The sequence below is a fragment of the Kitasatospora sp. MAA19 genome, from assembly GCF_029894125.1.
Classification (GTDB): Bacteria; Actinomycetota; Actinomycetes; order Streptomycetales; family Streptomycetaceae; genus Kitasatospora.
In genome coordinates this window covers 91,330-112,485 of sequence record NZ_JARXYZ010000023.1, presented here as the reverse complement: position 1 = coordinate 112,485, position 21,156 = coordinate 91,330, and the positions used below count along the sequence as shown (strand labels likewise).

Genomic DNA, 21,156 nt, shown 5'->3' with positions numbered 1-21,156 from the left:
CCCGCCCCGCCCGCCCATCGCACCCCGCCCGCTCATCGCACCTCTCCCGGAGGCAGCGTGGCGACCACGACCTGGTGCTGGTGGGAGAAGACCAGCGCGTCCGGGGCGACGTCGACCCGCTCGGCGGGCGCACCCCGGCGCCCGGTGATCGGGTCCGCCGGGAAGAGCCGCAGCTCCTCCACCGCCGTGACCCCGGCCACCTGCTGGAGCACCGCGAACATCTCCCCGTACTGCACGGCCCGGCCGAACGGCCAGCCCGAGCCGTCGGCGCCGCCGCCGCGCAACGGGTTGAGGTACCGGAACAGCGCCGCGAGCGCCGCCTCGCGGACCCGGTCGGCGTCCGGGGAGTTGGTCGCGAGCCGGGCGACCACCGTCACCCCCTGGTAGGCGGGGGGTTGGACGACGAGCCGGGTGCCGACGAGCCGCCGCTCGTCGAGGGCCGCCGCGATGGCGGACAGCATCTGCTCGCCGGGGATCAGCTGCTCGAACCGCAGGCGGTCACCCTCGTCCGCGACCGCGTCGGGGACCACCAGCACGCGCACGGCGCCCGCCTCCCCGGCGACGGCCGGCGCGCAGCGGACCCGGGCTGCGGAGGGCGCGGCCTGCCGGGCGATCAGCTCGAAGTCCTCGGCCGTGACGGCCCGTTCCTGGAGCCGCAGCAGGTGGGGGGCGCGCAGCTTGGCGTTGTCCACCGTCTCGCCGTCGACCCCGCCCCTGGCCGCCTCGCGGTTGTCGACCCGGGCCACGTACGGGACCGAGCTGCGCAGCACCGTGATCGTGCTCCGGGCGACGTTTCCGGCGGTGCCGCCGCCCGTGCGGTAGCGCGGCACGCGCAGTTGCGCCCCCTTGGGCGGGACGGCGCCGAAGGCGCGCAGGCTGCCGTCGGGCTCCCGGACGGCGGGCGGGAAGGCGAACTCGCCGGTGGTCGCGTCGATCACGACGTGCCGGTCGGTCGGTGCCGAGTCGCCGAAGTGCTCGACGGTCGTCCACCGTTCCCAGCCGTCCCCGCCCGAGACCTCGACCACCGGGGCCCCGCCGTCGAGCAGGACGGGCGGCCTGGCGAGCCGGAAGCGCTGGCCCGCGACGCCCTCCGAGGTACCGAGCGGTGCGTCGGTCACGGTCTGGGCGTGGACGACGGTCGCGGTGCCGCCGATCGTGAACACCTCCGCGCGGCGGATCGTGGGGGACTCCGCGTAGAACGGCTGGCCCGGCTCCGGCTCGGCCACCCGGCAGCGCAGCCAGCCCGCCCGGCGCCCGGCGACCACCGAGGCGACCTGCCCGGCGGGCACGAACACCACGACCTCACCGGGCCGGTTGAGGCCGCCGGTGGTGTCGGGGCCGGTCTCGCAGGCGATCCACCGCGCGCCGTCCCACACCTCCCACGCCAGTGGGGGCTGCCGCGGGTCGACGCCGACGCCCTCGACCCGGCTGTCCAGCCGGACGACGAGGATGCACCGCGGCACCACGGCCGGCAGCGCGAACATCATGGCGTCCCCGACCTGGGGGCGCGCCTGGAAGCAGGGCACGTCCACGCCGTCGGCCAGTCGGGACGTGGCGTCGCTCTGCTCCCCCGCGGCGGAGACGGTGACCAGCCGGTCGAGGGAGCTGGGGACCACCGGCAGGTCCTCGGCGGTGGAGAACACCACCGCCTCCTCGGTCTCGGTCCGCAGCGTGGACACCTCGGTGCCCGCCCGCAGGAGAACGGTCTCGGGCTGCGGGGCCGACAGCCAGAAGTCGACCTCCGCGGTCGCCGCGGCCGGCGGGAAGAGCCGGACGCCGAGCAGGTCGAGGAAGGCGGAGTAGTTCTTCTCCGGTACCCGGTTCAGCCGGTAGAGCAGCTGGTCCACCATGTACGCGAAGGTCTCGATGAGGGTGACCCCGGGGTCGGACACGTTGTGGTCGGTCCACTCCGGGGCCCGCTGCTGGACGTACCGCTTGGCCTCGTCGACGAGTTGCTGGAAGCGGCGGTCGTCCAGGTTCGGGGAGGGCAGCGCCATCAGTTCTCTCCCCCGTACGAGGCGTCCACGGTCTCCGGGGCGTCCGGCGAGCTCGGGATGGTGTAGAAGGGGAAGACGAGGTTCCGGCGGTCGTTGGTGGACCGCACGGTGTAGTGGATGTCGATGTAGAGCGTGCCGTCGTCGACGGTGTCGAAGGCGACCACGACGTCGTCGACCTCGATGCGGGGCTCCCAGCGCTCCAGCGCGGTGCGCACCTCGCGCGCGATCCGGCCGGCGGTGCTGCCGTCACTCGGTGCGAACACGTACTCGTGGATGCCGCAGCCGAACTCCGGACGCATCGGCCGCTCGCCGGGGGCCGTGCCGAGGATGAGCCGGATGGCCTCCTCGATCTCCCGGTCCCGATCGACCATGCCGATGCCGCCGGTGGCGTTCACCCGGAGCGGGAAGGCCCAGCCACGGCCGATGAAGCCGCTCATGCGCCCACCTCGCTGCGCTCGCCGCACTCGGCGGTCGCTTCGCGGGACACGCCCCTGACGAGGGACCCGCCCCTGTCGATGGACACGCCCCTGTCGATGGTCCGCTCGCTCACGCGACCCCTCCGATCAGCACGTTGAACGCGCCGGTGACGATCTTCGCGCCGCAGGCCGTCTGGTCCCCCACGCGCGCCGCGGGCAGCCCCCCGATCAGGACCAGACCCCCGGCCGCCGCCTTGGGGCTGGGCATGACGACGTTGGCGGGCCCGAGTTCCACGTGCGGAACGCACACGTGCAGGCTGCCGGTGACGGCGGCCGGGCGGCCGCCGATCAGCACGGTCTCCGCCGCGAGGGCGCCTGGCGGCGGGGTGGTGATGGCACCGCCGTCGCTGGTGGTGTCGCCCATCCGGGCTGCGGGGGGCATCTTCGTTCTCCGATCGGGTGGTTCGAGGGGTCCGGGTGCGGATGCGGTGACGGTGGTTCAGTTGATGCGTACGAGGGCCGCCTTGAGCACCGCGAGCGCGCCGCCGTCCACGGTGACCTCCGTGCGGCCGGTGACGTTCACCGATGCCCCGCGCAGGTTCACCGCTCCGGTACCGGCGTCGAGGGTGATGCCGGAGGAGGAGAGGCGCACCGAACTCGCCGCCGCCGCACCGGCCGCGCCGAAGACGGTCAGGACGATCTCGCCGCGCTGCTCGTCCAGCCTGACCTCCAACTTCCGGTCCCCGCTGGCCAACCGGACGCCGGACTGGCCGCCCGGCACGTCCAGCAGCTCCAGGCGGTGGCCCGAACGGGAGACCAGCGAGCGGCGGTTGACCTTCCCGCCGGCCGCGTCGACCAGCGGGACCTCGTGCGGCGAGGGTTTGTCGACGCCGTTGTAGAGGCCGCCCAGCACGTACGGGCTGTCCAGGCAGCCCTGCTCGAAGCCGACCAGCACCTCGTCGTTCACCTCCGGACTGAACACGCCGCCGCCTCCCTGCCCGCCCCACTGGACGGTGCGCACCCAGTCGGAGACGTAGGTGTCGTCCAGCCACGGGAACTTCAGCCGCACCCCGCCGCGCTCGGCGCCGCCCGGCTCCCGGACGTCGGTGACCACCGCGATGGCCAGACCGGGCATCCGCGGCCCGCGCGGGGGCGCGCCGCCCCCGCTGACCAGCCCCGCGAGGGAGCGGTCCGGCGCCGCGCTGACCACCACGGTGGTCCGGTAGCCGCGGTACGGCTCGATCAGGTGGCGCACCGCGGTGGCGGTGTAGCGACCGGAGAAGGCGGCGCCGACGTTGCCCAGCGCGACCGGAGTGCCCGCCCGCAGCCTCGGGTTGCCCTCGGCGACCACCTCCAACTCGCCGAATCCGGCGGCCACCGAGGAGGCGACCGACCCGGCCGCGGCCGTCGCCTCCGCCTGCGTGCGGTACGGGGTGTCGGTGACGGTCATCCGTGCCGGTCCGGCGAAGGCCGCGCCCACCACCGACGGGCTGAGCCCCGGCAGCACCGTCCGGCTGGTCACCGACGGCTCCGTGGCGACCAGGGCGTTCTTGGTGACGACGTTCCAGCCGCGCACCTCGACCGTGTCCGCCCCGCCGCCGCCCGTCAGCACGCCGCGCAGCTCCAGCAGGTTGCGGCCGTACTCCAGCACCATCGGGTTCTGCGGGGCGGGCGTCGAGGGGGCCGGGGCGGAGGAGGCCGGCTCGGGCTTGACGAACTCCAGCAGCCCGTCGTCGTCCACGCGCACCTGCGCACCGCTCTCCTGCGCCAGGTACTGGAGGAACTCCCAGTCCGACACGTTGGCCTGCGACAGCTGCTGGTGGACGACGGGGAACGCGTCGACCCGGCCGCAGCCGAGCCCCGCGCCCGCGGCGACCTGACGGACGATGTCCGCCGTCGACATGTTGCGGAACCCCTTCACCCGGCGCCCGCGCATCAGCCGGTGGGTGACCGCGGACGCCCGGACCACGGTGAACGAACCGGTGGTGTCCACGTCCAGCTCCAGCGCGGTCACCTCGCCGGTGAACAGCCGCACCTGCGCCTGGCCCTGCACCGTCACCACGGAGACCCGCAGCCGGGTGCCGATGGTGACCCCGGTCGCGGAGAGGAAGGTGTGGTCCGCGTCGCGGAACGACAGCACGGCGGTGTCGGGCAGGCCGACGCTCTCCTCGATGTCGCAGGAGACCAGCTGGGTCGCCCAGACCGGCGGCAGCGGCCCGGGCGCCTCGATGATCGGGTCCGCGGCGAAGGAGCGGCCGCCGCGTGCCTCGGGGGTGCTCATGGCCGTCCGCCTCGGGTGAGTTCGTCGAGCGCCGGAACGATCAGTTCCGTCCCGGGGACGAGCACCATCGGGTCGTCGATGTCGTTGGCCTCGGCGATGGTGCGCCAGGCCGTCGCGTCGCCGTACTCGCGCCAGGCGAGCAGCGCCAGGCTGTCGCCCGCGATCACCCGGTGGGTGCTGCGCGCCTCCATCGAACCGGAGGTCGGGTTCTGGCCCGGCGGGTCGACGCTGGCCTCGTCGATGGAGAACGAGCAGGTGGCCCGCAGCGGCTTGCCGTCGACGTCGAAGAGCGAGTAGGTGACCTGGAGATCGCTCATCACCCCGTTGAAGGACGTCGTCTTCGACGTGCCCCAGTCCAGCCGGATCCACGGGCTCGCCGGCTTCTTGCGCGCCAGGCTGGCCGGAGTGGGGACACAGGCCGTCATCAGCTGCTCCACCGCCCGTTCCACGGAGTTGTCGTGCTTGGCCGTCGCATCGAGGAACACCTCCAGGGAGAGCGAGCGGGGCCCGCTGCCGACGAACTCGGGCAGCGCGGACTCGCTGGCCATCCGGGACGGGGTGCGGCGCCACTCCGAGGACTTCCGCAGCACCAGGGTCGACGGGTTGAACTGGAGCGGAAGCCTCGCGATCACCCCGCCGGGTTGGGCGCCGACCGTCGCCGGGGGCTCCATGATGGCCAGTTGGGCCCGGGTGACACTCGCGGGAACCGCTGAGGACATCCCGCACCTCCTTCCGTTGGTCGTCCGAAGCGTGGTCTGGGTCGGGTACCGCGCGCCGTCATGACGGACGCAGGCCGGCGTGGGCGATCTCCAGGGACTCCATGGCCGCCTGCGAGTTCATCGGGTCGAAGGACGGGCCCTGCCACCGCACGGGGACGATGCCGAGCACCTGCCAGCTGACGATGCGGCTCAAGTCGGGCCGCAGGGCGACGATCTCGCCGTCCTTGGGCTCGACCCGCCGCACGATCTCGTCCAGCCAGCGCGCGATCTTGGCGGTGTCCGCCGTGACCGCGCGGGTGAGCGTGATGTTCGACCAGGTGATGCGGCCCGGCAGTTGCCAGGAGAAGCCGTTGTTGCCGCCCTCCGCGTACTGGTGGATCTCGACCTCGGCGCCCAGCCCCGAGCAGGTCGTGAACTCCCCCAGGTCGTTGCCGCCGATCGTGAGCTTGAAGAACACGCTCGTCGCGAAGATGTTGTCGGTCATTCCTGCCTCCGTCGCCTGCCCGCCCCTGCCGTACGCGCTCAGCGGCGGCCGTCGTACGGCCGCCCGGCGCGTTCCCTTCCTCTGCGCAGTTCGGCGCGCAGCAGCCGTCCGACGGGTTCGATCAGGCGTCGGGCCAGTTCGTCGAGGTCGGTCCCGTCCGGCGATCCGTGGCCCGCCTGCGAGGGCGGGGCCGGGGGCGGGACGGTGATCGGGGGCGGGGCGGCCCTGGTCTGGACGGCCGGCTGGGAGCGGGCCGGTACGGCGGTCAACGGCACCCCGGACAGGCCCGCCTGCTCCGCCACCCGCTGCAGCACCCGCGCCGTCTCGGCCGACGGCCCCGGCGACGCGGCCGGCCGGGGAGGCGTGCCCGCGCCGCCCTGGGGCTGCGCGACCCACGACACGGTGCGCACCGGCGGCTCCCCGCCCGCCCCGGGCGCGCCGAGGCCGCCCGGTGCGCCGCCCGACGTCCAGCTTCCACCGCTCGGCGGCGGCATCGTCGGGGAGGCGGGCACGGACGCGGGCGGGCCGGCGACCGGCAGCCGCTGGACCGCCGGGGCCGCCGACGGTCCCGGCGGCGCGAGACGCACCAGCGGCACGTTCGAGGCGCGACCGCCGGGCCCAGCGGACACGGCCACGGCATCGCCGCCGACCGCCGGGGCCGAAGGCGCCGGGCGCTCCCCGCGTCGCGCGCGCCCGGCGGGAGCCGTGGCAGACGCCGGAGCGCCTTCGGACAGCGCAGGTCGGACGACCGGGACCGCCGGGCCGGAGGCCGAAGCAGGGCCGTCGGCAGCGGAACGCTGCACGCTCGCGGCCTGCCCGGCCCGGGCGGCGGTCACCACCGGCGTGCCACCGTCGACCGCGACGGCCGGGGCGGCGACCGGCAGCACCGGGGACTCCCCCCTCGGTACCCGCCCGGCGGAGACCACCGCAGGCGCCGCGGCACCTCGGGCCTCCGCCGCACGGGCGTCTGGGTCCACGGGACTCGGACCGCCGGACACGGCTCGCTGCACCTCCGGGGCGCGACCGCCGCGTGATCCGGGCGCCGGAGCGGCCGGAGTCACGGCGGCGGCGGGTGACCCGGGGGTCCCTGCCGGGCGCGCGAGGACCACGGCAGGCACCGAAGCGGCCCCGGGCGGCGCAGGCCGCGTACCCGACGCCTCCGGAGGCGGGCCGGCGGCCGTCGACCGCTGCACACTGGGACGCCCCGTCGGCGCAGCACCGCGCTCCGACGACGACCGCGCACCGGGCCCCGTCACACCGTCCGGGCCGACGGGCGTCGACGGCTGCGCCCCCGGCTCGACCGAGCCAGGACCACCGGACGCCGGGCGCCGCACAGGAGCACCGCCGTCCTGCGATGACCGCGACGCCGCACCACGCGGGCCGTCGGTCGTCGACCGCTGCACACTCGGACGCACCTCAGCAGCACCGTCACGGGCGGACGATCGCGACGCCACCGCACGCGGGCCCACGGCCGCCGACCGCTGCACGCTCCCGCGTCCCTCCTCGGAAACACCGCCACGCGGGCCCACGGCCGCCGACCGCTGCACGCTCGCGCGCCCCTCAGCAGAACCGCCACGGACGGTCGCCTCCGCCGCCGGGCCCGCCGAGCGCGCGACATCGGGTCGGCGCGCCGGTTCGCGCCGCGGGAGCCGTAGGACGGCGGCAGCCCGGCTCCGCCAGGTCGCGGGGGCGACGGGGGCCACAGGCTCCACGGCCGACGGGCCGTCGGCGCGCGCGGGCGGGTCCTGCCGCCAGGCGGCCCTGACCACGGGTGGGGCGGGCGCGGGGCCGGGTGCAGCGCCGGCGCGCGACACGGGAGCCGTCGCCGGTGTGACGAGCGCGGACGTCATGCTGCGCTCGCCGAGCAGGCCCCGGGTGCGGTGGCCGGGCGCGGCCGCCGTGCGGGCGGCGGTGCCGCCGATCGGCGCGCGCAGCACGACCAGCGGGCCGTGGCCGTCCGGCGACGCGGCGGGCCGCGCGCTCGCGCCACCGCCGGTGCCCCCGGGGCGCCGGGCGGCGCCCTGCGGTGCCGGGGCGGCGGATGGCTGCGGCACGGCGGCGGGCCCGGGCGTGCCGGAGCCGCCCTGCCCGCTCGCGTCCGCGCCTCGTGCGCCTGCGGCCGACGTCGCGGCCGGCGCCGAAGTCGGGACTGCGTCGCGCCGGGGACCGGATCGGCCCGCGTCGACCGCACGCTGGACCGCCGCTGTACCCGACCCGGCGCCGCCGCTGCGCGGGGCGCCTTCCGGGCCCGGCGCCGCCCCGCTCCGATCGGTCGGCTGCGGCGGTGCGGCGGACGTGGGAGCCGCGGGTGCGCCGGAGTCCGGGGCGGTGCCGCCCGGGGTCCTCGCCGCCGGGGCCGTGGTCCGCTGAACGGGTCCGCGCCGGCTGTCGGCCGCACGGGTGCCGGGCGAGCCGCTCGCCGTCGGCGGCAGCGCGGCGAGCGGTGCGCCCAGGCCGCCGTGGGTGCGCGCGGAGGACGATCCGGCGCCTGACCGGGTGGCGCGCTGGGTACGGGGGGCCGCCGTGGGCGGCGTGGCGGACGGGCCACCGCCCGGCTGGGCGGCGCGCTGCACGGCGGCGGTGTCGCGGGGGCCGGGCTCCGGGCGAGCCGGCCTCCCCGGTGCGGACGGCCCCGCAGCGTCGGGCCCGCCCGCCGTCGGACCGGTCGGCTGCGCGGGCGAGGCGACGATCGGCATCGGCCCGTCCGCGGGGCCTGCCGTGTCGTCGGTGTTGAGCCGCGGCGAGGCGCTGGTGGGCAGCGAGGTCAGCGGGGCGCCGAGGACCGGTCGGCCCGGTGCCGCGCCGCCGGTCGCAGCGCGCTGCACGGCCGTGCCCGGCTGCGCCACCGTGCCGGACGGCCGGGCCTGGGCACCGGTCCGTTGCACCGAGGCAGGCTCGGAGGTCCTGGAAGTCGTGGAGGTCTCGGAGGTCCTGGAAGTCTTGGAGGTCTCGGAGGTTCTCGGGGTCTCGGACGTCTTGGGGCTCTCCGACGGCCGGGCGCCGACGCCCGGTTCCACTGCCGACCCGGACGCCCCGGGGGCGTCGGAAGATCCCGCCGAGCGTCCTACCGGACGCTCCGCCGCGCGTTGCTCCGAGCGGGGCGGGATCACGGCCACCGCGCGCGTGGGCAGCGACCGGGGGCGCGGCGCCACCGTCAGCGGCGCCCCGACCCGGCGCGGCAGCACCGGCCGGTCCTGCCCGGCGGACGACCCCGCAGCTCCCTCGGCGGCCGCGGGAAGCGCCGGAGCGCCGCCGTCCCCGGTGGCCGCCGACCGTACGGGCAGCCGTCGGGGTGTGGCGCCGGACCGCTGGACCTGCCGTACCTCCCCGCGCCCGACCGCCACCTCCGGCCCGTCCGCGAGCGGTTGCGCGGCAGGCTCCGGCGCGGCCGCGGGCCCCGCCGCCACGGCGTACCGCAGCGCAGGCCCGTCCGCCCCGCCGACGGCCGCCGGGCCGAGGGGCCGGGCGACCGCCCGCAGGATTCCCGCCGGGGCCGACGGCAGCACCGCGTGGCCGAGCGCGCCGGACAGCGAGGGGTTCTGCCAGGAGGCGAGCCGGGACCGGAACCGCAGGCCGTCGCTGACCCCGGTCGCCGGGCCCGCGAGGGTCGGGGCCAGCGGCGCGACCGCGCGCCAGCCGCCGTCCGGGGCGGGCGCGTCGGCCTGGGGCACGTCAGACCGGGGCACGTCGGACCGGGGCGCGGGGGCGGCCTCGCCCTCGTCGCCCGTCCGCCGGCGCCCGAACCTGCTCCGGATCCCCATGCCGCTCACCCGCCTTCGTTGACGCGGGTGTTGATCCGCGCGATCTCCCGTACCCACTCGCGGCGTTCGTGGTGGGACAGGTCGAGGATGTCCTCCCGCTGCCAGTGGAAGTGGTAGGCGATGTACGCGACCTCCTCATACAGCCGGGCGGTCGCGTACGTCACCATTCCCCCAGGCGCCCACCAGCGAGGTCGACTTCGAAGGAGCCCTCGCAGTGCGGGCAGGTCACCGCGGCGCGGGTGTGGCCCTCGCTGTTGATCCGCTGGTAGAAGTCCTGGAGGAACGCGACGTCGGTGGCGTACATGCGCTCGACGACGCCGGCGTGCACGTCGGTGATGGTGCCGAGCCGGGTGATCACATGGCTGAGCAGCACCACGCTCAGGTACGCCGGGTTCTCCTTGACCCGCAGATCGATCTGGGGCATGAGTTCGTCCCGCGCGGTGGCCAGGCGCATGGCGCCGTGCCGGTGCAGGGTGCCCTCGTCGTCGAGGTACCCGCGCGGGAGCTCGAACTCGAACTCCGTGTGCAGCCCGTGCCCCTGGGGGCCCCGACCCCGCTGCGGCGCGGAGGCCTGCGGGGTCGGGGCCGGGGCGGGTGCCGGGGCCTGCTCCAGGAGTTCGTCAAGGCTGATCCGTCGCCTCATTCGACGGTGATCTCCTCGAACACGATGGTCACCGTCTCCGTCGCGGGGCTGGATTCACCGGCGGTGAGGGTGGGGCCCTCCCACCGGCTGGCCCAGGCGTTCATCAGCTGGATCCGCCGGAGCGTGGCACCGGTGGTGTCCTTGACCTCGATGGTGAGGTTCTGCCGCGCGGTGTTGATCGCACCGTTGTTGAGCGTCTCGTTGATCCACTTGGTGAACGCCCCGCTCTTGTCGAGGCCGCGGGTGATCGTCACCTCGCCCGGCAGTCGCGCGCCGGGCTGCTTGCGGACGATCAGCTTGCCCTGCTGGGTCACCTGCTTGTACTCGACGACGTCCTGGTCAACGGTCAGGTTGCTGACCTCCTTGACCGACTCGACGTTGTAGCCGCCGAGTTGGACGCCGAATATATGTGTGGAGAGCGGATCGCCTTCAGCCATGACTCCCTGTCACCTTCCCTTCCGGTCTGTGCTGGCCTGCTGGTCACTCGTGGACGAGGCGCGTGTCACTCGTTGACGAGGCTGGTGCTGTCGGAGAACTGGGAGAGCCGGAACACCACGAACTCGGCGGGCTTCACCGGAGCGACCCCGATCTCGCACACCACCTGTCCGAGGTCGATGGACTCCTGCGGGTTGTTCTCACGGTCGCACTTGACGTAGAAGGCCTCCGCGGCCGTGCTGCCGAACAGCGCCCCGCGCCGCCACTCCTCGGTCAGGAACGCGGTGATGTTGCGGCGGATGCTGGACCAGAGGCGGTCGTCGTTGGGCTCGAACACCACCCACTGGGTCCCCAGGAGGATCGACTCCTCCAGGTAGTTGAACAGCCGTCGGACGTTGAGGTAGCGCCACGCCGGGTCCGAGGAGAGGGTCCGGGCACCCCAGATCCGGATGCCGCGCCCGGGGAAGGCCCGCACGCAGTTGACGCCGATCGGGTTCAGCAGGTCCTGCTCGCCCTTGCTGAGACGGATCTCCAGGTCCACCGCGCCGCGGATGACCTCGTTGGCCGGCGCCTTGTGCACGCCGCGCTCGGCGTCACTGCGCGCCCACACCCCGGCGACGTGCCCGCTCGGGGGGACCATCGAGTTGCGGCCGGTCGCCGGGTCGAACACCTTGATCCACGGGTAGTACAGGGTCGCGTAGCGGGAGTCGTAACCCGCCTCCTCGTTGCGCCAGTTGCGCACCTGCTGGGCGTTCAGCCCGGGCGGGGCGTCCAGGACGGCGATCCGGTCACCCATCTGCTCGCAGTGCGACATCACCGCGAGCTGGACGGTCCTGACCCCCTCGGCGTCGATGTCCCCGCGCTCGAAGGCGCTCATCAGGTCGGGCACCGCGACCATGGTGATCTCGTCGATCGCCTCCAGGCCGGCGAAGCCGGTCCGGGCCGAGGCGTCGCCCACGTACTCGGCGGGGTCCAGCCGCGTCGCGGGGGCCACCGGCCCGGCCGCGGGGGCGGCGGCGAGGGTGAGGGTCTGCCGCTCGGGGCGGCTCGGCGCGGTGCCGGGCTGCTCGCCGACCGCGACGAGCTTGGACTCCCGCAGCTGGGTGACGACGTAGCCCTTGGTGTTCTTGCGGGTCGAGACCTCGTACGTCTCGGCGACCTCGGTGCCCTTGCGGACCACCAGCCGGAACCGGTCGTCGGGGACGTTCTCCCCCTCGGCGTCGGCGATCTCGACGGACACGTCGCCGCCCGCGGCGGGCAGGGCCGAGTACAGGAAGCCCGCGACCGCGGTGGGCGCGGGCGCCGGTCGGACGGCCGCCGGCCTGCCGCCGCCCGTCGCGCCGCCTTCGCGGCCGATCCGGACGACGTAGACGGCGCCGCCGCCGTTGGCGAAGAAGCCGTAGACGGCGTGCGGCAGGTAGGTGCCTTCGGTGAAGCCGCCGAACTGCTGGACGTACTGGTCCCAGTTGGTCACCAGGGTGGGCTCGTGGAAGGGGCCGGTCTCGGCGAAGCCGACCAGAGCGGCGACGGCTGTGCCGACGCCCTCGATCGGCCGGGCACCGGACTGGACCTCCTCCACGTACACGCCCGGTGTGAGGTACGACGGCATGCTCGCTCCTTCGGGGTGGCCGATCAATCACCACCGAGTCTGCTGCCGGGACCACCCCCCGCGACATGTCCCCGGGTCCTGACCAGGGGCAGGCTCGCTGCCCCGACGGGCACTCCGCAGGGAACGACCGGTCCTCGGCGTCAGCCCCGGCCCGCGTTCCACCGAGCGTGTCCGACCGTTCGGGCCGGGCCTGCGACGCGCATGGTCAGACCCGCCCGGCGGCGCTCGACCACGGCCCGAACTCGCTCTCCAGGACCAGGCGGCCGAGCTTGCGGTACTCCTGCTTGATCGCGGACACCAGCTGCGCCATGCCCAGCGGCCGGCCCGTCTCGGCCGCCAGGTACGCCGCCGTCACCGCGCACGCCCGGATGGAGCCGCCGGCGAGTTCGAAGTGCCGCGCGCAGAAGGCCAGGTCGAGGTCCTCGTCGCGGGGGATCCGCGGGCCCAGGCAGCGGTCCCACAGGGCATGCCGCTGCTCCTCGTCCGGCACGGGGAACTCCGCGATGACGTCCAGCCGCCGGGTGAAGGCCTCGTCGAGGTTGGCGCGCAGATTGGTCGTCAGCACCGCGATCCCGTCGAAGGACTCCATGCGCTGCAGCAGGTACGCCGACTCCACGTTGGCGTGCCGGTCGTGGGCGTCCTTGACCTGCGACCGCTTGCCGAAGATCGCGTCGGCCTCGTCGAACAGCAGGACGCCGTTCACCTGCGAGGCCTCGGTGAAGATCCGTTCCAGGTTCTTCTCCGTCTCGCCGATGTACTTGTCCACGACGGTGGACAGGTCCACGACGTACAGCTCCATGCCGAGTTCCGCGGCGACCACCTCGGCCGACATGGTCTTTCCGGTGCCCGACTCCCCGGCGAACAGCGCGATCACCCCGCGTCCGCGCCCTCCGCCCGGCCGCATCCGCCACTGGCCGAGCACCTGGTCGCGATGCCGGGCTCTCAGCACCAGTTCGTGCAGTTGGCGCGCGGTGGGCTCGGGCAGCACCAGGTCGTCCCACCCGACGGCGGGCTCGATCCGGCGGGCCAGGCGGGCGAGCCCCGCACCGTTCTGCGCCCGGACGGCGGCCCGCAGGTCGTCGGCGGTCACCGGGCGGTGCTCGGCCGCGGCCGTCCTGGTCGCCACACCGGCGGCCCTGGTCACCTGGTCCTCGTCGAGCTGGTACGGGGCGACCGCCTCGGCCAGGTCGTGGCTCAGCGCACCCTCGTCCGGCGCGCCCTCGTCCGGCCCGCCCGTCGCCGTCCGCAGCGCGTGCGCCCAGCGTTCGGCGCGCTGTCCCGGGTCCAGCGGCGGGGCGACCAGCACCACCGGGCTCTCCCGCGCCCAGACCGGATCCCAGGCACGGGTACCGTGCACGAGCAGCGGCACCCCGGCGAGCTCCGTGCAGAGTTCGCGCAACAGCCGGGCCTGCTCCGGGCGTTCGGGTTCGAGCCGCTCCAGGGGGCCGAGCACCACTCCGCTGCCGGTCAGCCGTGTCTCCCGGGCGAGCGCGCGCACCGCGGCGTCCGGGGGCCGGGCGGCGAGCGCGGCGACGTCGACGACCAGGGCCTGGCGGCCGATGCCCGCGAGGGCGTCGACCGCGAGCCGTCCGGCGCTGCCGCCCCGGTCCAGCAGGTGCACCAGTGCGCCGCCGTTCGCCACGGCGGCGCGCAGACGGCGGGCGGCCTCCGGCGGGACGCCGGCGCCGGCCCGGCCGATGCGGACCAGCCCGCTCAGCGCGCCGTCGAGCTCGTCCGCCCCGAGCAGATGGGCCGTCACCCGGTCGGGCAGGCGCAGGCCCCGGGAGAGCAGCGGGCGCTCCGGCTCGGTGACCTCCAGCAGCCCGCCGGCGATCAGCGGGGCCTGGGCGGAGAAGCGGAACCGGCCGGCGCCCGCCCCGGGCAGGCCGCACAGGTCGAGCGCGAGCCCGATGGTGGGCCGGCGCAGGGTCAGGTCGTCGTTGAGGTAGCCGTAGAGCCGTTCGAAGCGGGTGTCGAGGTCGGGGGCGAGCGCCACCAGCAGGAGTTCGAGGTCGACCGGCAGCAGCCCGAAGCCGTCGACGAGCCGTTCGAGCCTCGACCCGGGCGGCGGCGGCACCAGCTCACCGGGATCGGCGTCGGCCCGACCCACCGCGGCGGGCGCCGCCAGGATCCGCTCGACCGCCTCCGGGGTGAGGTACTGGCCCCGGTACGGGTCGTCCGGGTCCGGGTCGTCGGCCCTGCGCTCGCGGACGGCGGCGCGGATCCGCTGTTCGACGCGGCGCAGCCGCTCCCACAGGTCGGCGACGTCGACGGCCGGCGCGCTGGTGGCCGTCGGCTCAAGGTCGAGGGTCATCGCACCGCTCCGCCGCGCCGTCGGCGGCCGGGCGGCAACGGGCGTTCCCGGGGCGCCGCGAAGCCGTCCGCGCCGGGGTCCGTGGCGCCGTCGTAGCGCAGGCGGCGGCCCGGGTCGTCGGACGGGTCGGCCTGGTCGGCCGTGTCGACGGTGCGCAGCACGAGCCCCTCGGTGACCGGGGGCCCGGCCGGGGCGCGCTCGCCGGACAGCGGGGCGAGCACCCTGAGGTCGATCGAGGGCTTCAGCTCGCCCCCGAGGGCCGACCACACGTCGGACACCGACGGCATGCCCTCACTGCGCCCGGCGGTCTCCAGCCCGACGGTGAGCCCGAGTTCGGCGAGCGTGCCGGTGAGCAGCCGGGCGGGGAGCGCGTCCGTCGCCGTCAGGCAGCGGAGCACCTCGGACAGCAGCCGGTGCTCGTCCTGCGGCCGGTTGGTCCACGCCGTCACCAGGTAGGCCAGCTCGAACCAGCGGGGTGCGGTGCGCCAGGCCACCACCACGCCGTCCGCGTCGTGCTGTTCGGCGGCGCCGCTCTGCCGGCGGGCCACGTCCTCGCGGATGCCGTACAGGAAGACGCTGACCGTCGGCGCGTTGCGCCGGGCGGCCCAGTCCCGGGTGGGCGAGTCGAAGACCAGCTCGACCCCGCGCTCCTGCAGGCCGCTCTCGGCGAGCAGGAGCCGCAGCCCCTCGTCGACTTCGTGGATCACCGGCGCTGCACCTCCCCCGGCGGGCCGATGCTGCCGGTCACCACCAGGAAGGGGGTGGTCACCGGGGAGAATCCGGGGCCGCTCGCGGTGATGGTCCGCGGACCCGTCTCGTCCTTGGGGAGGATGAGCAGCTGGGCGGCGAAGGTGCCGTTGGCGGCCGGGTGGGTGGGCGCCGCGGCGGCGGTGATGCCGGGCGTCCAGGTGAGGGTCACCGGCACGCCGGGCGGGAAGTCCACGCCGCGGACGGAGGTCACGAAGCCGGGCTTGCCGATCGGCGGCACCGCGACGATGCGGGGCTGCAGGATGCGCAGCGGGGTCCGCGCGACGTGGTCGCCCGGGTTGGCATCGGTGCCGGTGGTGGTCAGGACGGAGGTGATGGTGGTGTCCAGGGTGGCCTCGGGTGCCAGCACCACCTGGACGACGGCGCTGGCGCCCGGGAGCAGGTCGGCCACGTCACAGACGCCGCCGGTGCAGCCGGGTGGCAGCGGTCCGGTCGGGACCCCGGCGGGCAGGCCGAGCGACAGCCGCAGTCCGGTGGCGAGGGCCTGGCCGTCGTTGCGCACGGCGTAGGTGACGGTCACCCGGCCGCCGACGTAGCCGGGATTCGGCTGGGCGCCGACCGTCACGGCCGGTCCGGCCTTGGGCGCGGGAGGCGCCGGCGGTGCGGGGGCCGGGGCGGGCGCCGGTGGCGGCGGGGCGGGCGGTGACGAGGCGGGCGGGGCGGACGGCGACGGAGAGGGTGACGCGGACGGGGAGGGCGACGGCGAGGCCGACGGAGACTGTGACGGGGACGGCGACGCGGCCTGGACGGGTACGACCGTCTGCCCCGCGTTGTCCTCGGGCCGCGGGTCGACCACCGCTCCGGTGACCCACCAGCCGAACCGCTGGTCCCCGCTCTGGGTGGCGACCACGGTGGCGGTCACCCGGACGACCGCGCCCGGGGCCAGCGTGCCGAGCTCGCAGCGCAGCGCCACGGCGTCGCAGGTGCCGGCCGAGGCCTTCAGCCCGCCGAGCCGGGCGCCCGCCGGCACCGAGGCCGTGAACACGGTGCCGGGCGAGGGCGCCGGGCCCCGGTTGGTGACGGTGATGTCCACGGTGGTGCTGCCGCCGGCCGGGACCGGGGGCGTGCTGGCCGGCGCGCTCAGCGCCAGGTCGACGGACTGCTGGACGCTCGGCTCCTTCTGCCGCCCCGGCAGCCGGGAGTTGATGGAGGTGAGCCGGCCGGTCGCGAGGTCGAGGCTCGACAGCGCCTCGGGCGAGTTCGCCGGCAGGGCCCGGCGCGAGGTCAGCACCAGCTGCGCGCCGTCCGCCGTCCAGGCGACGTCGCGGGGCTGGAACGGTCCGGCGTCGGGGGTGTCCGGCAGCGGGCGGCGGCAGGCGTTGCGGTCCTGGCCGGGCCCGGCGGGCAGGGCCACCGTGCAGCCGTCGCCGGTCGCCGAGGCGACGAGGACGCCGTTCCGCTCGTTGGGCCCGCCGTTGCCGGTCTTGCGGTTGAAGGCGACGCGCCGGCCGTCCGGCGAGAACGCGGGGCTGTCGTCGATGACCTCGCAGGCACCCGGGCAGGCCGTCCGGCTGAGGTCGGTCGGCCGGTCGAGGGCGTCGGCGGGCACGGTCCACACGTGCTTGTTGGCGCCGCTGCCGTTGATGACCTCGGTCTTGGTGTAGGCGATCAGTTTGCCGTCCGGGGACCAGGAGGGTTGGGCCACCGACGCGGCCGGCTGGTCGCTGGTCGGCTCGACGGTGCCGACGATCGCGCCGGTCGACACGTTCGCGATCAGCACCCGCCCGGGGCCGGAGGCCGCGCCGATGCCGCCGGGCGAGGTCCTGGTGAAGGCCACCAGCCGGCCGTCGGGCGAGAGCGCCGGGTCGGTGTCCCAGTCCTTCGGCCCGCGCCCGGCGAGGTTCATCGGGCGCGGGTTGGAGCCGTCGACGCCGGTCTGCCAGATCCGTTCGATCCGGCCGGCGGGCGAGTCCTCGAAGCGGGTCACCACGATCCCCCGGCCGTCCGGCGTGTAGGTCTGCCGTTCGAACCACGGGTCGTAGCCGGGGCGGGGGTTGAACAGCGGGTCGGTCGCGGGGTCGGTGTTGGTGTCGGCGGCCGGGTCCTCCCGGAGCACGCTGACGCCCAGGTCGCGCGGGTCCACTCCGTCGGGGCGGATGTCCGACAGGTCGGCCACGTCGGGCGTCTCGGCGCTGTTGCGGTCCACGACGGGCCCGCCGCCGTTCTGCGGGCCGAGCCAGACCGGGGTGCGGACGGCGCGCTCCTCGCTCAGCACCAGTTCGGCCCCGCCGCAGAAGCAGGTCTTGGCGCGGTACACGCTCTCGTGCGCCGTCGGGTTGCCGTTGAGCCGGTTGGGGCTGAGGAAGAGCACCCCGCTGCCGTCGGGCAGCCAGCCGGCGGACCTGGTCCGCCAGTCGGCGCCGACGCCGGGGAAGAACGCCCGGTCGTTGGCGCCGGTGGGCGTCATGACCCGCAGCTGCGGTCCGGTCTGGCCGCCCTGGTCCCAGGTGTAGACGATCTGGTCACGGAGGTCGGGCGCGTCCACCGGGTTCCACGCCGGTTCGATGGCGTTGCCGGCGGTGACCGCGGTGATCCGCTGCGCCGCACCGCCGGCCAGGGGCATGACGTAGATCTGGGTGTGCTCCCGGTCGACGTTGCAGGTGTACGCGACCCACTTGCCGTCGGGTGAGACCGTCGGGTGCGCCTCGGAGTCCGCGGTGTCGGTCAGTCTGCGCAGCCCGGTGCCGTCGGTGTTGACCACCCAGAGGTCGCGCTGGGTCTGCCCGTCGCGTCCGCCGGGCTCCACCGCGTCGAACACGACGGCGCGGCCGTCCGGGGTCAGCGTCGGCTCCGCGGTGTCCATGCCCGTGGTGAGCCGGCGCACCGCGCCGGACTGCTCGCGCAGGTAGACCTGGGGCAGCGTCTCGTCCCGCAGGCTGGTGAACACCAACTGCTCACCGCGGGCCGAGGGTTCGGTGTCGAAGTGGACGGGCCCCGGCCCGAACAGCGGCGTGCTGGACGCCGTGCCGGTGACCCGCGCCAGGCTGCGGTGGCCCGTACCCGCATAGACGATCCGCCCGCTCTCCGCCGCGGCCCCGGCGGCCACCGGGGCGGGCCCTCTTCCCTTCCCGTCGGAGTTCGCGGTGCCCAGCGTCACCACGGCCACGGCCAGGGACAGCAGCAGCGCGGCGGCGGCTCGCGCCGAGCGCCGGACGGGGCGGGGGGTGCCGGTGGCGCCGATCACGCTCAACCTCACAGACCGAGAAGGCGGTACATCCGGCAGTCTCCCCGGCCCGGGAACGCGGGGACAGGCCCCGGGCACCCGAGCCGGGGGTAGCGACCGGTGCCCCTGAGGGCAATCCGGCGGCGACGATCCGGCCCGGCCTCAGATCAGGCCGTGGCGCATCGCGTACCCGACGGCGTGGGCGCGGTTGCGCAGTCCCAGCCGCGTGGTGATCTCGTGCAGCACGTTCTTGACGGTGCGTTCGGAGTACGAGGTCTGGGCCGCTATCTCGCTGGTGTCGAGGCCGTCGGCGACCAGCCGGAGCATCTCCGCCTCCCGGGCGGTCAGGGTCGACAGGGTCAGGCCGCGCGGGTCGAGCATGGTGCGCTGGAGGCTCCCGACCCGGTCGAGCAGCTTGCCGAGGAGGTCCCCGGGCATGACGCCCTCACCGTTGGCCAGGGCGGTGATGAGGTGGACGAGCCGGTCCTGGTCGGCGTCCGAGCGGCGCAGCACGGCGCCGACGCCGCACTCGATGATGGTCTGCAGCCCGCCGGCCTCGAAGTGGCCCACCACCAGCCCGGTCCGGCTCTGCGTGTTGAGGCGGAGTCGGCGCAGCCGGTCGGTCACGGCGTCGTTCAGCCCGTCGACCACCATCAGGGACACCTGTGCCCGCGCGACGTCGCCCTCGGCCAGCAGCTCCACCTCCGGCCGCTGCCTCAGCTGCTGGACGACGCCCGTGTGGAGGATGATGTCCTCCGCGTACACCGCCACCGCGACCCGGCCCGGCTTGACGCGCACCGCGGCGGGCTCGGCCGATCCACGCGGTCGGGCCTGGACGGACCTGGTCGCCCCGGCGGCCTCGTGGGTGGTGGTCTCGATCATCGTCATCAACTGTTCCGTTCTGCTTCGTGGGCGTCACTGGACGCGTGGTGAGGGCAGCCGGGCGCCGTGTCGTGGAGCCGGCCGCGGGCGTTGGCGGGGGGCGCCGGCGGGGAGCGGGGCTGTGGCACCGGGCAGGGCCCGGTTGTTCCTGCGGGCAAGGCGTGTGCCCGCGGCTTGCCCGCGGGGCTCTCTCCTCGGGGTGTCCTCCGGCCCTACCGTCACGGCATGACCGCATCTCCCGAACTCGGCCTTCCCGCGCTGACGGTGTCGCCCGGCGACGCAGCCTCGATGACCTTGACGGTTCGCAATGAGACCGACATCGTTGAGGCGTACTCGCTGGAAGTGGTCGGGGAGTGCGCCCCGTGGACGACGGTCGAGCCGGCCCGTCTCTCGCTCTATCCGGGGACGTCCGAGACGGTGACGATACGGCTGGCGCCGCCCCGTTCCCACGAGGTGCGGGCCGGTGAGTTCCCGCTCGGCATCCGGGTGTTGCCCGCCGAGCGCCCCGAGCTGGTGACCGTGCCCGAGACCACCGTCACGGTGACGCCGTTCCGGGAGCTGCGCACCGCGCTCGCCCCCCGGCGCCGTCGGGGCTGGCTGCGCGCCCGCTACCGGACGTCGGTGCGCAACCTGGGGAACACGGCCACCGTCGTGACCTTCTCCCCGGCCCAGCCCGGCGAGGAACTGCGCTTCGGATTCGCCCCGGAGAAGCTGCGCCTCGAACCGGGCGAGTCCGCCGAGACCCGACTGAAGGTCCGCGCGCGCAAGTTGATCTGGTTCGGCAAGCCGGCCACCTGGCCCTTCGAGGTCACCGTCGACCATGAGGGCGACGCCGCCGAGCCGGACGGCCCGCAGCCGAGCGGCCCGCAGCCGGCCGGCGCACAGCCGGCCGACCGCCGGAACGTGCTGGACGGCGAGTTCGTCCAGCACGCGCTGCTGCCCACGTGGCTGCTCGCGCTGCTCGCGGCGCTGATCGCGCTGATCCTGGCCTGGCTCACGCTGGTCCGGCCGGCGGTGCGCAGCTCGGCGAAGCAGGCCGCGAACCAGGCCGTCGAGCAGAAGGCCGCCTCGTTCACCCCGGCGCCCGTCCCCGTCCCGACCCCGTCGGCTCCGGCTGCCGGGGCGACTCCGAGCGGTCAGGGCCAGCAGGGCGGTACGACGGGCGGCGGCTCCGGCGGCGGTTCGGGCGGCGGCTCCGGTCGGGCGGTCCCGGGGACGGAGCAGCAGTTCTCCACCACGGTCGACGTGACCACCAACAGCGGCGGCTCCGCGGTGGGCGCCTACAAGGTGGAGCACGGCAAGGTCTTCCGGATCACCGACATCGTGGCCGCCAACTTCCAGGGCGACCAGGGGCTGTTGACCATCAAGTTCGGTGAGCAGACGATCACGACGATCGCCTTGGAAACCTTCCGGAACCAGGACTACCACTGGGTGACTCCCATCGAGGTCCCCGAGGACCAGACCGTGACGGCGAGCGTGATCTGCCAGCAGCCGGGCACGCCCGCCTCGGGGAAGCAGTCCTCCCAGTGCCACGAATTGCTGAACGTCAGTGGGCAGTTGAGCGATATCAAGCGCTGAAGCCGCACGTCTCCCCCACGTCTCGTTCACACCATGCACCTGCCAATAGAGGTGGTCTCATCGGCCGCTTTCAGAAGCCTACCGGCGGGTTTAGAACTCGTTTCTA

The 21,156-nt window shown here is 75.1% G+C and carries 16 protein-coding genes; 1 reads left to right on the top strand and 15 read right to left on the bottom strand.

All coding sequences use genetic code 11. The features are described from left to right. Positions 1-32 precede the first annotated feature (32 nt). From P3T27_RS28735 to P3T27_RS28665, 15 genes are all read right to left on the bottom strand, one after another. On the bottom strand, positions 33-1,997 hold the full coding sequence (locus P3T27_RS28735; RefSeq protein WP_280683643.1) for a putative baseplate assembly protein: 1,965 nt from the start codon (positions 1,995-1,997) through the stop codon (positions 33-35). After that, the gene (locus tag P3T27_RS28730) at positions 1,997-2,434 is read right to left on the bottom strand and encodes a GPW/gp25 family protein (protein WP_280683641.1); all 438 of its coding nucleotides are present in this window, start codon (positions 2,432-2,434) and stop codon (positions 1,997-1,999) included. The genes P3T27_RS28735 and P3T27_RS28730 overlap by 1 nt, the downstream gene beginning before the upstream one ends. A gap of 109 nt (positions 2,435-2,543) precedes the next feature. Next, positions 2,544-2,855, bottom strand: coding sequence for a PAAR domain-containing protein (locus tag P3T27_RS28725; RefSeq protein WP_280683639.1), 312 nt, complete (start codon positions 2,853-2,855; stop codon positions 2,544-2,546). Positions 2,856-2,912: 57 nt separating this feature from the next. Beyond that, positions 2,913-4,694 (bottom strand): VgrG-related protein, encoded by a 1,782-nt coding sequence (locus P3T27_RS28720; RefSeq protein ID WP_280683638.1) that lies wholly within the window; start codon positions 4,692-4,694, stop codon positions 2,913-2,915. Then, positions 4,691-5,413, bottom strand: a complete 723-nt coding sequence (locus tag P3T27_RS28715) for a LysM peptidoglycan-binding domain-containing protein (protein WP_280683636.1) — start codon at positions 5,411-5,413, stop codon at positions 4,691-4,693. Before P3T27_RS28715 ends, P3T27_RS28720 begins: the two co-directional genes overlap by 4 nt. A 58-nt stretch (positions 5,414-5,471) precedes the next feature. Then, the gene (locus tag P3T27_RS28710; protein ID WP_280683634.1) at positions 5,472-5,897 is read right to left on the bottom strand and encodes a phage tail protein; all 426 of its coding nucleotides are present in this window, start codon (positions 5,895-5,897) and stop codon (positions 5,472-5,474) included. Positions 5,898-5,935: 38 nt separating this feature from the next. Continuing rightward, positions 5,936-6,307 carry a hypothetical protein gene (locus P3T27_RS28705; RefSeq protein ID WP_280683633.1) on the bottom strand — a complete coding sequence of 124 codons (372 nt, stop codon included), beginning with the start codon at positions 6,305-6,307 and terminating at the stop codon, positions 5,936-5,938. Between the two features lie 3,356 nt (positions 6,308-9,663). Beyond that, positions 9,664-9,822 (bottom strand): DUF6760 family protein, encoded by a 159-nt coding sequence (locus tag P3T27_RS28700; protein ID WP_348534143.1) that lies wholly within the window; start codon positions 9,820-9,822, stop codon positions 9,664-9,666. After that, entirely contained in the window at positions 9,819-10,301 is a 483-nt protein-coding gene (locus P3T27_RS28695; protein ID WP_280683631.1) for a hypothetical protein, read from the bottom strand. Before P3T27_RS28695 ends, P3T27_RS28700 begins: the two co-directional genes overlap by 4 nt. Beyond that, entirely contained in the window at positions 10,298-10,738 is a 441-nt protein-coding gene (locus tag P3T27_RS28690) for a phage tail protein (protein ID WP_280683629.1), read from the bottom strand. The genes P3T27_RS28695 and P3T27_RS28690 overlap by 4 nt, the downstream gene beginning before the upstream one ends. Before the next feature lie 65 nt (positions 10,739-10,803). Next, positions 10,804-12,345, bottom strand: a complete 1,542-nt coding sequence (locus P3T27_RS28685; protein ID WP_280683628.1) for a phage tail sheath family protein — start codon at positions 12,343-12,345, stop codon at positions 10,804-10,806. Between the two features lie 205 nt (positions 12,346-12,550). After that, a complete protein-coding gene (locus P3T27_RS28680) occupies positions 12,551-14,659 on the bottom strand; it encodes an ATP-binding protein (RefSeq protein WP_280683626.1) in 2,109 nt (702 codons plus the stop codon). Continuing rightward, entirely contained in the window at positions 14,656-15,366 is a 711-nt protein-coding gene (locus P3T27_RS28675) for a DUF4255 domain-containing protein (RefSeq protein ID WP_280683624.1), read from the bottom strand. Before P3T27_RS28675 ends, P3T27_RS28680 begins: the two co-directional genes overlap by 4 nt. Next, the gene (locus P3T27_RS28670) at positions 15,363-18,611 is read right to left on the bottom strand and encodes a hypothetical protein (RefSeq protein WP_280683622.1); all 3,249 of its coding nucleotides are present in this window, start codon (positions 18,609-18,611) and stop codon (positions 15,363-15,365) included. The genes P3T27_RS28675 and P3T27_RS28670 overlap by 4 nt, the downstream gene beginning before the upstream one ends. A 141-nt stretch (positions 18,612-18,752) precedes the next feature. Continuing rightward, positions 18,753-19,478 carry a LuxR C-terminal-related transcriptional regulator gene (locus P3T27_RS28665; protein WP_280683620.1) on the bottom strand — a complete coding sequence of 242 codons (726 nt, stop codon included), beginning with the start codon at positions 19,476-19,478 and terminating at the stop codon, positions 18,753-18,755. A 219-nt stretch (positions 19,479-19,697) separates the two neighbouring features. Here P3T27_RS28665 and P3T27_RS28660 point away from each other — a divergent pair, with 219 nt between their 5' ends. Continuing rightward, entirely contained in the window at positions 19,698-21,050 is a 1,353-nt protein-coding gene (locus P3T27_RS28660; protein ID WP_280683617.1) for a hydrolytic protein, read from the top strand. Positions 21,051-21,156 lie beyond the last annotated feature (106 nt).